This window comes from Paraburkholderia unamae (assembly GCF_003268775.1).
GTDB classification, from domain to species: Bacteria; Pseudomonadota; Gammaproteobacteria; order Burkholderiales; family Burkholderiaceae; genus Paraburkholderia; species Paraburkholderia unamae.
In genome coordinates this window covers 98,621-111,369 of record NZ_QLSU01000007.1, presented here as the reverse complement: position 1 = coordinate 111,369, position 12,749 = coordinate 98,621, and the positions used below count along the sequence as shown (strand labels likewise).

The 12,749-nt window shown below is 65.9% G+C and carries 12 protein-coding genes; 2 read left to right on the top strand and 10 right to left on the bottom strand.

Annotated features, from left to right (window positions below; all coding sequences use genetic code 11):
- Positions 1-81: 81 nt before the first annotated feature.
- The 7 genes from purH to C7401_RS13630 all read right to left on the bottom strand — a co-directional run bounded on the left by purH (position 82) and on the right by C7401_RS13630 (position 6,794).
- Positions 82-1,647, bottom strand: a complete 1,566-nt coding sequence (gene purH, locus C7401_RS13660) for a bifunctional phosphoribosylaminoimidazolecarboxamide formyltransferase/IMP cyclohydrolase (RefSeq protein WP_112171923.1) — start codon at positions 1,645-1,647, stop codon at positions 82-84.
- A 70-nt stretch (positions 1,648-1,717) separates the two neighbouring features.
- Positions 1,718-1,951 (bottom strand): Fis family transcriptional regulator, encoded by a 234-nt coding sequence (locus C7401_RS13655; RefSeq protein ID WP_112171922.1) that lies wholly within the window; start codon positions 1,949-1,951, stop codon positions 1,718-1,720.
- Complete coding sequence (dusB, locus tag C7401_RS13650) at positions 1,948-3,024, bottom strand: tRNA dihydrouridine synthase DusB (protein WP_112171921.1); 1,077 nt, start codon at positions 3,022-3,024, stop codon at positions 1,948-1,950. The genes C7401_RS13655 and dusB overlap by 4 nt, the downstream gene beginning before the upstream one ends.
- Before the next feature lie 245 nt (positions 3,025-3,269).
- On the bottom strand, positions 3,270-3,668 hold the full coding sequence (locus C7401_RS13645; protein WP_112171920.1) for a type II toxin-antitoxin system VapC family toxin: 399 nt from the start codon (positions 3,666-3,668) through the stop codon (positions 3,270-3,272).
- Positions 3,665-3,907, bottom strand: a complete 243-nt coding sequence (locus tag C7401_RS13640; RefSeq protein WP_112171919.1) for an antitoxin — start codon at positions 3,905-3,907, stop codon at positions 3,665-3,667. The genes C7401_RS13645 and C7401_RS13640 overlap by 4 nt, the downstream gene beginning before the upstream one ends.
- Positions 3,908-4,000: 93 nt before the next feature.
- A complete protein-coding gene (locus C7401_RS13635) occupies positions 4,001-5,287 on the bottom strand; it encodes a UbiH/UbiF/VisC/COQ6 family ubiquinone biosynthesis hydroxylase (RefSeq protein ID WP_112171918.1) in 1,287 nt (428 codons plus the stop codon).
- Positions 5,288-5,324: 37 nt separating this feature from the next.
- On the bottom strand, positions 5,325-6,794 hold the full coding sequence (locus tag C7401_RS13630; RefSeq protein WP_112171917.1) for an aminopeptidase P N-terminal domain-containing protein: 1,470 nt from the start codon (positions 6,792-6,794) through the stop codon (positions 5,325-5,327).
- A gap of 161 nt (positions 6,795-6,955) precedes the next feature.
- Between C7401_RS13630 and C7401_RS13625 the strand changes: the two genes are divergently transcribed.
- Positions 6,956-7,567 (top strand): glutathione S-transferase C-terminal domain-containing protein, encoded by a 612-nt coding sequence (locus tag C7401_RS13625; protein ID WP_112171916.1) that lies wholly within the window; start codon positions 6,956-6,958, stop codon positions 7,565-7,567.
- A gap of 135 nt (positions 7,568-7,702) precedes the next feature.
- On the opposite strand, the gene C7401_RS13620 is transcribed toward C7401_RS13625, so the two are convergent.
- The 3 genes from C7401_RS13620 to C7401_RS13610 form a co-directional block, all read right to left on the bottom strand.
- Positions 7,703-9,310 (bottom strand): FMN-binding glutamate synthase family protein, encoded by a 1,608-nt coding sequence (locus C7401_RS13620; protein WP_112171915.1) that lies wholly within the window; start codon positions 9,308-9,310, stop codon positions 7,703-7,705.
- Positions 9,311-9,557: 247 nt separating this feature from the next.
- Entirely contained in the window at positions 9,558-10,769 is a 1,212-nt protein-coding gene (mnmA, locus tag C7401_RS13615) for a tRNA 2-thiouridine(34) synthase MnmA (RefSeq protein ID WP_112171914.1), read from the bottom strand.
- 16 nt (positions 10,770-10,785) lie between these two features.
- The gene (locus tag C7401_RS13610) at positions 10,786-11,283 is read right to left on the bottom strand and encodes an NUDIX hydrolase (RefSeq protein ID WP_112171913.1); all 498 of its coding nucleotides are present in this window, start codon (positions 11,281-11,283) and stop codon (positions 10,786-10,788) included.
- Between the two features lie 305 nt (positions 11,284-11,588).
- Between C7401_RS13610 and C7401_RS13605 the strand changes: the two genes are divergently transcribed.
- Positions 11,589-12,740: a Re/Si-specific NAD(P)(+) transhydrogenase subunit alpha gene (locus C7401_RS13605; protein WP_112171912.1), complete on the top strand. Its 1,152-nt coding sequence runs from the start codon at positions 11,589-11,591 to the stop codon at positions 12,738-12,740.
- The last annotated feature ends 9 nt before the right edge of the window (positions 12,741-12,749 follow it).

Here is a 12,749-nt window from a genome sequence, read left to right as displayed (position 1 = left end):
GTCCAGCGGGCTTTGCACAGGCGGCGCGTCACGTGCAGGTCACGCGCCGCATGCAACCGAATGAAACCAGAGCGGCGAAGATCAGTGACGGAAGTGGCGAATGCCCGTCATCACCATCGCGATGTTGTGCTCGTCGGCGGCGGCGATCACTTCGTCGTCGCGCATCGAGCCGCCCGGCTGGATCACGCAGGTCGCGCCCGCGTTCACCACCACGTCGAGGCCGTCGCGGAACGGGAAGAACGCGTCCGAGGCCACGGCCGTGCCCGCGAGCTTGAGGCCCGCGTTTTCCGCCTTGATGCTGGCGATGCGTGCCGAGTCCACGCGGCTCATCTGGCCCGCGCCCACGCCCATCGTCATGCCGTTCGCGCAGAACACGATGGCGTTCGACTTCACGAACTTGGCAACGCGCCATGCGAACATCAGGTCGTCCATTTCCTTCGGCGTGGGGTGGCGCTTCGTCACCACGCGCAGTTCGTGCGGCTGCACGTTCTTCGCGTCGAGCGATTGCACGAGCAGGCCGCCGCCCACGCGCTTCAGATCGAACGCGTTATGGCCATCGCCGAGCGCGATTTCGAGCAGACGCACGTTCTGCTTCGCGGCGAACACGGTCTTCGCGGCTTCCGAGAACGACGGCGCGATCAGCACTTCGACGAACTGCTTCGCCACGGCCTGAGCCGCCGCTTCGTCCACTTCGCGGTTGAACGCGATGATGCCGCCGAACGCCGAGGTCGGGTCGGTCTGGAATGCCTTCGAGTAGGCTTCGAGCGCGTTCGTGCCGATCGCCACGCCGCACGGGTTGGCGTGCTTGATGATGACGCAGGCCGGCGCGTCGAACGTCTTCACGCATTCCCATGCCGCGTCCGAGTCGGCGATGTTGTTGTACGAGAGTTCCTTGCCCTGGATCTGCGTGTAGTTCGCGAGCGCGCCGGCGGGCGTCGTGAGGTCGCGGTAGAACGCGGCGCTCTGGTGCGGGTTTTCGCCGTAGCGCAGATCCTGGACCTTGTCGAACGCGAGGTTCAGCACGGCCGGGTAGGTGTTGCGCGACTTGTGCTCGAGCGCTTCGGTCAGGCTCGTGAGGTAGTTCGTGATCGCGCCGTCATATTGAGCGGTGTGCGAGAACACCTTGGTCGCTAGGCGGAAGTTCGTCGCGTAGCTCACGGTGTTGCCGTTCGCGCGCATCTCTTCCAGCACCTTCGCGTAGTCGGCCGGGTCGACCACCACGGTCACGTCGCGATGGTTCTTCGCCGCCGAGCGCAGCATGGTCGGGCCGCCGATATCGATGTTCTCGATCGCGTCTTCGAGCGTGCACTCTTCCTTCGACACCGTCTGGACGAACGGGTAGAGGTTCACGACGAGCAGGTCGATCGTCGGGATGTCGTGCTTTTCGAGCGCGGCCATGTGCTCGGGCAGGTCGCGGCGCGCGAGAATGCCGCCGTGGACCTTCGGGTGCAGCGTTTTCACGCGCCCATCGAGCATTTCCGGAAAGCCGGTGTAGTCGGCCACTTCGGTGACGGAAAGGCCCGCGTCCGCGAGCAGTTTCGCGGTGCCGCCGGTCGAGAGAATCTTGACGCCGAGGTCCGACAGCGACTTCGCGAAGTCGACGATGCCGGCCTTATCGGAAACGGAGATGAGCGCTTGCCTGATCATGATGAGTAACGAGGTAGATTGCCGAGAGATCGAGGGGGCCCCGCCGAAAGTCCAGTAAAACGCAGCGGCGTTACAGCAGGCCGTGCTGCTGGAGCTTCTTGCGCAGCGTGTTGCGGTTGATGCCGAGATACTCGGCGGCCAGCGACTGATTGCCGCCTGCCTGCTCGAGCACCACCTCGAGCATCGGTTTTTCGACGCACGCCATCACCATTTCGTAGACGTCGTGCGGATTGCTGCCGTCGAGATCCTGGAAATAAATGCCAAGACTCTCGCGGACGGATTTTTCGATGTTGTGCTTGCTCATGCTGCCAGTCGATCGGTTGATTCGCCGCCGTCGTTGCCGTCATCGCCGCTGTTGTTCTCGTCGTCGACGTAGACGAGGCGCTCGGAACGCGCCTTCTGCTCGTCGAAGAACTGGTTGACGGCGACGAGCTGCTCGCGCGTGGTGTCCAGCGTATTCATACGATGCCGGAACGTATTGGCGCCGCAAAGGCCGCGAGTGTACCAGCCGATATGCTTGCGCGCAGTACGCACACCCGTAAACTCGCCATAAAACGCGTAGTGGTCCTCCAGATGCTCATTCATGATCGACTGGATTTCGTCCACGCGCGGCGGCGGCAGCAGCTCGCCCGTCGCCAGGAAATGTTCGATTTCACGGAACAGCCACGGGCGTCCCTGCGCCGCGCGGCCGATCATGATGGCGTCTGCGCCCGTGAGCGCGAGCACCTCGCGTGCCTTGCGGGGCGACGTAATGTCGCCGTTGGCGACCACGGGAATGCCCGCGGCGGCTTTGACCGCGGCAATCGTTTCGTACTCCGCTTCACCGTGATAGAGGTCGGCGCGCGTGCGGCCGTGCACGGTGAGCATGGCGATGCCGCAATCCTGCGCAATGCGCGCGATGGTGAGCGCGTTGCGGTTGTCGCGGTCCCAGCCGGTGCGGATCTTGAGCGTGACGGGCACGGCATCGGGGCCCACGCCCACGGCGTCGACCACGGCCTTGACGATGCGCGCGACGAGCGGCTCGTTTTGCAGGAGCGCCGAGCCGGCCGCAACGTTGCAGACCTTCTTGGCCGGGCAACCCATGTTGATGTCGATGATCTGCGCGCCGTTGGCTACGTTGTAGCGCGCGGCTTCGGCCATCATTTCCGGGTCGGCCCCGGCGATCTGCACGGAGATCGGCTCGACTTCGCCCGCGTGATTGGCGCGGCGCATGGTCTTTTCGCTTTTCCAGAGCTGCGCGTTCGAGGCGACCATCTCCGAAACCGCATAGCCCGCGCCAAGGCGCTTGCACAACTGACGGAACGGCCGGTCGGTCACACCCGCCATGGGGGCGACGAACAGGTTATTACGCAGGGTGTGACGGCCGATAGTGAACATGACGCGCGTGCGAAGCCGGTTGCCGCGACCCGGATGAAATTCCGGCTGGCGCGGCGGGCGGCGTGTATTTGAAAAGGGGAAACGCGTATTTTAGCGTTAACGAGATGGCAGGTCGCGCTAAGCGGACCCTGGTCTTGTTTTGCGGCGGGGTGAAACGCTTTAAAGCGCTTTAAGGAGGTGTGATTCGACCCCGTGATGGCGCTGTGCGCATCAGTGCGCGACTGGGACGATGTACGTGGGGCAATTCATGCTCCGCCCTGCCAGTCCTCGACTTGCAACTCGCTCACGCGCGCGAATTCACGCACGTTGTGGGTGACGAGCACCAACCCTCGGGCGCGCGCCTGACCGGCGATCAGCGCGTCATAGGGCCCAATGGGTGTGCCCGAGGTTGCGAGTTGTGCCCGGATTTCACCGGCGTGCTGCGCGTCTTCGGCGTCGAATGATACGACTTCGAATTGCAGCGCTTCGATGCGAGCCAGATTTGAAGCGGCCCGTTGGCTTTTATAGGCGCCGTAGTAGAGCTCGTGCGAGACGATCGAAGGCAGTCCGAAATCGGCGGGCTGATGCGCGCGCAGGCGCGCAATGACAGCCGGTTCGCCCTTCAGAATTGCGATCACGGCATTTGTGTCCAGCAGGTACTTCACTCGAACAAGTCCAGGTCAGGCCGCTCCTGGTCTGCGGGTTGCGTGGTGGCGGCGGCTTCGAAGTCGGCATCGATCGGGCCGATCAGCGGCGTGAGCCATGCCCAGTCTTGCGCGATCGGTTCGAGGATGACAGAAGCGCCGTGACGGCGAATTCGCACTTCCGTGGTCTCGAAGCGGAAGTCCTTTGGGAGCCTGACAGCCTGCGAGCCGCCGTGCTTGAAGATCTTTGCAGTATCCATCTTCGATCCTCCCTAGCGTATCTACAAATTGTATCTATTTTAGCGTAGATGCCCGAGGCACACATCCGAATCGATTTTGTCTTGCCGATTCGGTCAACTCCGCTGCCCAAACATCATCTGCCGCGCGAGCGCCGTTTTCACGGGCGGCACGAATTCCAGCGCGGTGAGCGCGAGCCCGCGCAGCGTGGCGAGCGGGCCGAAATCGACGGTGAACAGTCGCGCGAGCGTATCGGTCGCGCCGATCGTCATGCGCCGGTCGAACGCGCGGCGGCCCGCGAAGTCGGCGAGCGCGCGCGGCGTCGCGCCATGCTGCGCGAGGGAATCGGTGAGTGCGTGGGCGTCGCGCAGGCCGAGATTGAGGCCCTGGCCGGCCACCGGATGCAGCGTCTGCGCCGCGTTGCCAACCGCCGCGATGCGGCCGTGGCCCGACACCAGCGCGTCGAGCGCGTTCAGGCCGAGCGGGAACGCCGAGCGCCCGTGGACCTGCGTGAAGCGCCCCATGCGCGGGCCGAATGCGGCTCCGAGCTCGGCGAGGAAATCGGCGTCGTTCAGTTGCGCCCGGCGCCCGGCCTGCGCCGGCGAGCAGCACCACACGAGCGCGTAATCGGCGCCGCGCACGCCGCCCATCGGCAGCAGCGCGATCGGGCCTTCGTTCGTGAAGCGCTCCCACGCCACGTGCGGCTGCGGCGCGGACAGCGTGACCACGCCGACCAGCGCCGTCTGGCCATAGTCACGCGTGCGCTTGATGTCGCCGCGCGCCTGCGCGGACGGGGCGCTGGCGGTGTCGCGGTTGTTGCTTGCGTCGCCTTCGTCGGCTTCGTCTCCCACCGGACGCTGTGTTTGCGGACGATACAGCCCGCCTTCGGCGTTCACGAGAATGCGCGTGCGCAAGCGCCGTTCGACGCCCGCGCTCAACACGGGCAGCGTCACGCCGTCGTGTTCGACGACCGGATCATGCGCCTGCGCGTGATGGAGCCAGTGCACGCCCGTGCCGCGCACGGCTTGCGCGAGCGACTGCACGATCGCGCCGTAGCGCGCGACATAGCCGAGCGCGGGCAGGTCGTAGTCGTGGCGGTCGATCAGCGTGCGCCCGAAATGGCCGCGCTGCGAAACATGGATGCGCTCGATGGGCGTCGCGTCGTGCGGCCACGCGAGCGCTTCGAGCAGCGTGCGGCTGCCCTGCGAGACGGCGATCGCGCGTGGGTCGCCGGCGCTGTCTTCGGGCTCGCGCGCGTCGATCAGCGCGATCGAAAGCCCTTGCGTGGCGCTGCGCCGCGCGAGCCAGCCCGCGAGCGCGAGGCCCACCGGACCCGCGCCGACGATCGTCACGTCGTGATCGAACGGCGTAGGCGCGTTCGCGCCGCCGGAAACTGCGTTCATGTCGTTTGCTTCGCTTCGTCTGGAGTCTTCGCGCGCGTCAGGCGCGGCCTTGCGCGTTCTGCATCAGCGCTTCGATTGCGTCGGCGGCCACGGGCACGTCGCGCGTGATGAGTTCGCAACCGGTTTCGGTGACGATCGCGTCGTCCTCGATACGGATGCCGATGTCCCAGTAGCGCTCGGGCACGTCCTCGGCCGCGCGGATATAAAGGCCCGGTTCGATCGTCAGCGTCATGCCGGCTCGCAGCGTGCGCCAGGGCGGCGGGGCGTCGGGATTCTCCGCGCTTTTCGCTGCGCCGCGCTCGCGGTAATCGCCCGCGTCGTGCACGTCCATACCGAGCCAGTGCCCGGTGCGATGCATGTAAAAACGCGCATAGGCGCGCTCGGCGATCACGTCGTCGACGCTCGCAAAGCGCTGCCGGTCGACGATGCCCGTATCGAGCAGCCCTTGTGCGAGCACGCGCACGGCGGCCTCGTGCGGCGCCTCGAAATTCACCCCGGCGCGCGTGGCGTCGATGGCGGCTTGCTGCGCGGCGAGCACGATGTCGTAAAGCTCGCGCTGCGCGCTCGTGAAGCGGCCGCCCGCAGGGAACGTGCGCGTGATGTCGGAGGCGTAACCGTTCAGCTCGCACGCGGCGTCGATGAGGATGAGGTCCCCCTCGCGCGCCACGGCGTTGCCTGCCGGATAGTGCAGCACGCAGGCGTTCGCGCCCGCAGCGACGATCGAGCCGTAGGCCGGCGTCTGCGCGCCGTGCTTGCGGAACGTATAGAGCAGCTCGGCTTCGATTTCGTATTCGCGCATGCCGGGGCGGCAGGTTTGCATCGCGCGTACGTGGGCGAGCGCCGAGATTTTCCCGGCGCGCCGCATCGTGTCGAGTTCGTGCGCGTCCTTGATCACACGCATGTCGTCGAGAAGCGGCAGCAGGTCGTACGCGGCGGCGGGGGCAGTGACGCCGCTGCGTCCTTGCGCGCGCACCGCGTCGATCCAGCGCTTCACCTGCGCATCGAAGCGCTCCGAGCCCGCGAGCGCGTAATGCAGCGCCGGGCGGTTCGCGATGAGCTGCGGGATGCGCGTGTCGAGTTCGTCGAAGGGGAATGCGGCGTCGAAGCCGAACGCCTCGCGCGCGCCGTCGGGTCCGTAGCGAAAGCCTTCCCACGTTTCGCGCTCGACGTTCTTCGCGCGGCAGAACAGGACCGCGGCGGGCTGGTTCTCACCCGCGTTCGCGTCGAGCACGAGCAGCGCCTCGGGCTCCGTGAAGCCGGTGAGGTAGTAGAAGTAGCTGTCGTGCCGGTAGGGATAATCGGCGTCGCGGTTGCGCAGCGCTTCGGGCGCGGTCGGCACGAGCGCGACGCCGCCGCCTTGCGCGCGCAGCGCGGCCAGCACGCGTTCGCGGCGCGCGCGATAGAGCGCGGCGCCGCCGTCGGGGCCGTGCTGCACGTCGGCAGCGGGGTGGGTTTCGCCAGTGGCGGCCGGGGCGGTTTGCCTGAGGGTCGACGGGTTCGAGTCCATGCTGTGATTGTAGCGCCTCACTACAAAGGGACGCGGCCAGTGCCGTTGTCGTCTTTCGCTGACATTAGCTGTCGGAAAAAAGCTGACGAAAATCAGACTACGCGTCAGAAAAAGGTGAATACCACGTATACTTCGGCCGGATTCCAGAAAAGGCAGGTGCGATGAAACTTATCGGTTCGCTCGGCAGCCCGTATGTCCGCAAGGCGCGGATCACGCTCGCCGAAAAGAAAATCGACTACAAGCTGGTGCTCGAAAACGTGTGGACCGCGGAAACCGCGATCCACGATTTCAACCCGCTCGGCAAGGTCCCGTGTCTCGTGATGGACGACGGCGAGGCCGTGTTCGACTCGCGCGTGATCTGCGAATACGTCGACATGCTGTCGCCCGTGGCCAAGCTCATTCCGCCCGCGGGCCGTGAGCGCATCGAAGTGCGTTGCTGGGAAGCGCTCGCCGACGGCATGCTCGACGCGACCGTGCTGATTCGCCTCGAAGGCACGCAGCGCACGCCGGAGCAGCGCAACGAAGCCTGGGTGAAGCGCCAGGAGCGCAAGATTCACGAAGGCCTCGACGCGATGGCGAAGGGGCTGGGCGGCAACACGTGGTGCGCGGGCAACCGCTATTCGCTCGCCGATATCGCCGTGGGTTGCGCGCTCGGCTATCTCGACTTCCGCGTACCGGATCTGAACTGGCGCGAGACGCATCCGAATCTCGCGCGCCATTACGAGAAGCTCTCGCAGCGCCAGTCGTTCATCGACACGGTGCCGCAAAACTAACGGGCTTCTAACGTGACAACGCCCGGCGCGGCATGGCATTGCCCCCGGGCGTTCGCAGCAGGACGCGCGCAAGGCGCGCCCTCTGATTCCTGATTCGCCGCGCACCGCTCATTGCGGCGGCGCGATCGCCATGTCTCAGGCGATCTTTTCCTCGGCCGGCGCAAACGAATCGCTGCGCGCAACCGGCCACCACTTCTCATACAGCTGATAACGATAGCGGCCTTCGAGCAGATCGCCTGGCTTCAGGTATCTGAGCAGTTCCGACATCAGCTTCACTTCATACGACGACACGCGCCGCACGATGTGATGCGCACGCAGATCCGATGGGCTGGAGAGACCGGCGGCCTGGATCAGCTCCTGGAGCGCATGCAGCGTGTTGTGATGGAAGTTGAAGACGCGCTCGCCCTTGTCGGGCACGTTCAGCGCGCGCTGGCGCACGGGGTCTTGCGTGGCGACGCCGGTCGGGCAGCGGTCGGAGTGGCACTTCTGCGCCTGGATGCAGCCCACGGCGAACATGAAGCCGCGCGCGGAGTTGACCCAGTCGGCGCCGATCGCAAGCGTGCGCGCGATGTCGAACGCCGTGATGATCTTGCCGCTCGCGCCGATCTTGATCTTGTCGCGCAGGCCGATGCCCACCAGCGTGTTGTGCACGAGCAGCAGGCCTTCCTGGAGCGGCGTGCCGATATGGTCGGTGAATTCGAGCGGCGCGGCGCCCGTGCCGCCTTCGGCGCCGTCCACGACGATGAAGTCGGGCAGGATGCCGGTTTCGAGCATGGCCTTGGCGATGCCGAAGAACTCCCACGGATGCCCGATGCACAGCTTGAAGCCCGTGGGCTTGCCGCCCGAGAGCTTGCGCAGACGCTCGACGAATTCGAGCAGGCCGCGCGGCGTGGAGAACTCCGAGTGGCGCGCGGGCGAAACGCAGTCCTTGCCGATAGGAATGCCGCGTGTTTCGGCAATCTCCGGCGTGACTTTCGCCGCGAGCAGCATGCCGCCGTGGCCGGGCTTCGCGCCTTGCGAGAGCTTCACTTCGATCATCTTCACCTGCGGTTCGCCCGCGAGGCGCTGGAACTTCTCGGCGCTGAAGGTGCCGTCTTCATTGCGGCAGCCGAAGTAGCCCGAGGCGATCTCCCAGATGATGTCGCCGCCGTTCTCGCGGTGATATTTCGACATCGAGCCTTCGCCCGTGTCGTGCGCGAAGCCGCCTTTTTTCGCGCCCATGTTGAGCGCGCGGATCGCGTTGGCGGAGAGCGCGCCGAAGCTCATCGCCGAGATGTTGAAGATCGACATCGAATACGGCTGCGCGCGGTTGCCGCCCACGAGCACGCGAAAGTCGCTGCCTTCGAGCTTGGTGGGCGCGAGCGAGTGGCTGATCCACTCGTGGCCCACGGCCTTCACGTCGAGCTCGGTGCCGTACGGGCGGCTGTCGACGGCGTTCTTCGCGCGCTGGTAGACGAGGCTGCGCTGGGCGAGCGAGAAGGGCTTTTCGTCGGTGTCGTCCTCGACGAAGTACTGGCGGATCTCGGGCCGCACGAACTCGAACAGAAAGCGCAGATGGCCCCAGATCGGATAGTTGCGCAGGATCGCGTGACGCTCCTGGAACATGTCGTAGATGCCGAGCGCAACGAGCAGCGCGGGCACGATCACGCAGTACCACGACAGATGATGGAGCGCCGCGGCGGCGACGCAGGCTGCAAGCAGCAGCACCGCGCCCCACATGGCGAGATAACGTCGGGAAAACATTGGGGGAACTCCTCGAACTTGATTTGATGCGCGCGCCTGCATCCTCTCGTAAAGGGGCGGTGCGCGTCAGCCGCGCGGGTTGCCGGGCGCGGCTTGCGGGAATGATGCCGCAAGTTCGTGAATCTGGCCGGGAACCGGGCAGGGTGCTTGAGGGATCTGCGGGCAAGGCGAAAAAGTCTGACGTAAAAAAAGCGGCGCCTTGCGCGCCGCCTTGTGATTCCTTACGTTTGGCCTGCCGTGGCCGGCGTCATGCAGCCGTTGTTGACGGTGCCGCTGCCGCAGGCTTCTTGCGCGCCACGCGCTTCTTTTTCTTCGGCGCTTCGGGCGGCGGCACGGCCGGGATGTGCGGCTCGAGCGTGGTCACCGCTTCGATGATGCCGCCGCCCAGGCACACGTCGCCGTCATAGAGCACCGCCGACTGGCCGGGCGTCACGGCCCACTGCGCGTCGGGAAAACGCAGCGTGAACTGGCCTGCGCCGAAATCGTCGGCCGTGTGGAACGAGCAGGGCGCGTCGGCCTGGCGATAGCGCGTTTTCGCGCCGCACGCATGATCCTGCGCGGGCGGCTCGCCCGCCACCCAGCTCACGTTGCCCGCGCGCAGCTCATGCGCGAGCAGCCACGGATGGTCGTGGCCCTGCACGACATAGAGCGTGTTCGACGCGATGTCCTTGCCCGCCACGAACCACGCTTCGCCGCTGCCGTCCTTGCTGCCGCCGAGGCCAATGCCCTTGCGCTGCCCGAACGTGTAGAACGCGAGGCCGATGTGCTCGCCCACGACCTTGCCGTCGGGCGTCATCATCGGGCCAGGCCTGGTCGGCAGATAGCGGTTCAGGAAGTCGCGGAACGGCCGCTCCCCGATGAAGCAGATTCCTGTGGAATCCTTCTTTTTCGCGTTCGGCAGACCGATCTGCTCGGCGATCTCGCGCACCTTCGTCTTGGGAATCTCGCCGAGCGGGAACATCGTCTTCGAAAGCTGTGCCTGGTTCAGGCGATGCAGGAAGTACGACTGGTCCTTCGTATGGTCGAGCGCCTTCAGTAGTTCGAAACGACCGTCACGCTCGGGGTTCTGGCGCACGCGCGCATAGTGGCCCGTGGCGATCGTTTCCGCGCCGAGCGACATGGCGTGGTCGAGGAAAGCCTTGAACTTGATCTCGGCGTTGCACAGCACGTCCGGGTTCGGCGTGCGGCCCGCGGAATACTCGCGCAGGAACTCCGCGAACACGCGGTCCTTGTACTCGGCGGCGAAGTTCACCGCTTCCACGTCGATGCCGATCAGGTCCGCGACCGACACGACGTCGATCCAGTCCTGACGCGTCGAGCAGTACTCGCCGTCGTCGTCGTCTTCCCAGTTCTTCATGAAGAGGCCGACGACGTCGAACCCCTGCTCCTTGAGCAGCCATGCGGTAACCGACGAATCGACGCCGCCCGACATGCCTACCACGACTTTACGTTTGCTCATTGCCTTGCTGCCTTGTTCAGCTCTTGGGTCCCGCGCCTGTTTTGGGCGCCGTCGCGTGCGTCTGGACGAAATCCAGCGGCACGCGCTTGCCTGCGAGGTAATCGTCGACGCAGCGCATCACGAGCGGCGTGCGATGACGCTCGCTCGCCGCGCGCAACTCGTCTGCGCTCATCCACACCGTGCGGACGATGTCCGGGTCGAGGGCGCGGTTTTCCGGTTCGGCCGCGACACTGCCGCAGTACGTGAAGCGCAGATACGTCGCGCCGCTCTCGCCCGGCTTGCCGAAATGCGTCATGTACACGCCGACGAGCGCCTCGGGCGTGAACGCGTACGCGGTTTCCTCGAGCGCTTCGCGCACCACGGCCTCGTGCAGCGTCTCGCCCGCTTCCAGATGCCCGGCGGGCTGGTTCAGGCGCAGGCCGGCGCCCGTGTGCTCCTCGACGAGCAGAAAACGCCCGTCGCGCTCGACGATCGCGGCCACGGTGACGTGGGGTGCCCAGGTTTCCTCATTCATGGGCCGGTATTTTACCGGCACGCCGCAAACGGTGCCCGGGGCCGGATCGTTTGCCAACCTGACGGGATGGCTGCCGGTCCCACATGCCTGGTTCTCCCGACCGTCCGGTCGGACGGCGCGGGATGTTGTGTGCAACGCACAAAAGCGGGCAATTCCCGCTATAAGCGCGCTGCTGCTTTCGGTTAAAGTGGTGCCGACGTTTTGCCGTTGCAATGGATGCCGGCGCTTCAACGCCGTTTTGCCGGCCTCCCTTCGCTCGAATCGAGCCAGAACAGATAGAACAAGAAGGCGAGGAGGAAACAACAATGCATATTGGAGTGCCTGCCGAGACGCGGGCGAACGAAACCCGCGTGGCCGCGACGCCGGAGACAGTCAAGAAGTACGTCGCACAGGGCCATACGGTCACGATCCAGGCGGGCGCCGGCACTGGCGCGAGCTATCCCGACGAGGCCTATACGGCCGTTGGCGCGCAGGTTGCCGACGCCGCCACGGCGTTTGGCGCGGAACTCGTGCTCAAGGTCCAGTCGCCCACCGTCAGCGAACTGCCGTTCATGAAGCGCGGCGCCGTGCTGGTCGGCATGCTCGATCCCTTTAACGCGGAGAACGCCGCGAAGCTTGCCGAGGCGGGTGTCACCGCCTTCGCGCTGGAAGCCGCGCCGCGCACCACGCGGGCGCAAAGCCTGGACGTGCTGTCCTCGCAGGCCAATATCGCCGGCTACAAGGCGGTGCTTGTGGCGGCGAACCTCTATCCGCGCTTTATGCCGATGCTGATGACCGCCGCCGGTACGGTGAAAGCCGCTCGCGTGCTGATTCTCGGCGCGGGGGTAGCGGGCTTGCAGGCCATCGCCACGGCGAAGCGCCTGGGCGCGGTGATCGAAGCCTCGGACGTGCGCCCGGCGGTAAAAGAGCAGATCGAGTCGCTCGGCGCGAAATTCCTCGACGTGCCCTACGAAACCGATGAGGAACGCGAAGCAGCGGAAGGCGTGGGCGGCTATGCGCGCCCCATGCCGCCCTCGTGGCTCACGCGCCAGTCGGCGCTGGTGCACGAGCGCGCGAAGCAGGCCGACATCGTCATTTCGACCGCGCTGATTCCGGGCCGCGATGCGCCGACGCTCCTGCCCTCTGAAACCGTGCAGGCGATGAAGCCCGGCTCGGTGGTCATCGACCTCGCGGCAGGGCGCGGCCCCGTTGCCGATCAGGCCAGCGGCCGGCGCGGCGGCAACTGCCCGCTCACCGAGGCCGACAAGGTGGTGATGCAGCACGGCGTGCAGATCTGCGGTTACACGAACCTTGCCTCGATGGTCGCCGCCGACGCCTCGGCGCTCTACGCGCGCAACCTGCTCGACTTCCTGAAGCTCATCGTCACGAAGGAAGGCGCGCTCAACATCGATCTCGCGGACGACATCGTCGCGGCCACGCTGCTGGCGCGCGACGGCGCTGTCACGCGCAAGGCATGACGAGGAGGA

Bases quoted from the DNA above. Each gene is read 5' to 3' on its own strand.
- C7401_RS13605 (WP_112171912.1), top strand. From the start codon at position 11,589: ATGCATATTGGAGTGCCTGCCGAGACGCGGGCGAACGAAACCCGCGTG.
- C7401_RS13620 (WP_112171915.1), bottom strand. From the start codon at position 9,310: ATGTTTTCCCGACGTTATCTCGCCATGTGGGGCGCGGTGCTGCTGCTT.
- C7401_RS13610 (WP_112171913.1), bottom strand. From the start codon at position 11,283: ATGAATGAGGAAACCTGGGCACCCCACGTCACCGTGGCCGCGATCGTC.
- C7401_RS13655 (WP_112171922.1), bottom strand. From the start codon at position 1,951: ATGAGCAAGCACAACATCGAAAAATCCGTCCGCGAGAGTCTTGGCATT.
- C7401_RS13625 (WP_112171916.1), top strand. From the start codon at position 6,956: ATGAAACTTATCGGTTCGCTCGGCAGCCCGTATGTCCGCAAGGCGCGG.
- dusB (WP_112171921.1), bottom strand. From the start codon at position 3,024: ATGTTCACTATCGGCCGTCACACCCTGCGTAATAACCTGTTCGTCGCC.
- C7401_RS13635 (WP_112171918.1), bottom strand. From the start codon at position 5,287: ATGAACGCAGTTTCCGGCGGCGCGAACGCGCCTACGCCGTTCGATCAC.
- purH (WP_112171923.1), bottom strand. From the start codon at position 1,647: ATGATCAGGCAAGCGCTCATCTCCGTTTCCGATAAGGCCGGCATCGTC.
- C7401_RS13640 (WP_112171919.1), bottom strand. From the start codon at position 3,907: ATGGATACTGCAAAGATCTTCAAGCACGGCGGCTCGCAGGCTGTCAGG.
- mnmA (WP_112171914.1), bottom strand. From the start codon at position 10,769: ATGAGCAAACGTAAAGTCGTGGTAGGCATGTCGGGCGGCGTCGATTCG.
- C7401_RS13630 (WP_112171917.1), bottom strand. From the start codon at position 6,794: ATGGACTCGAACCCGTCGACCCTCAGGCAAACCGCCCCGGCCGCCACT.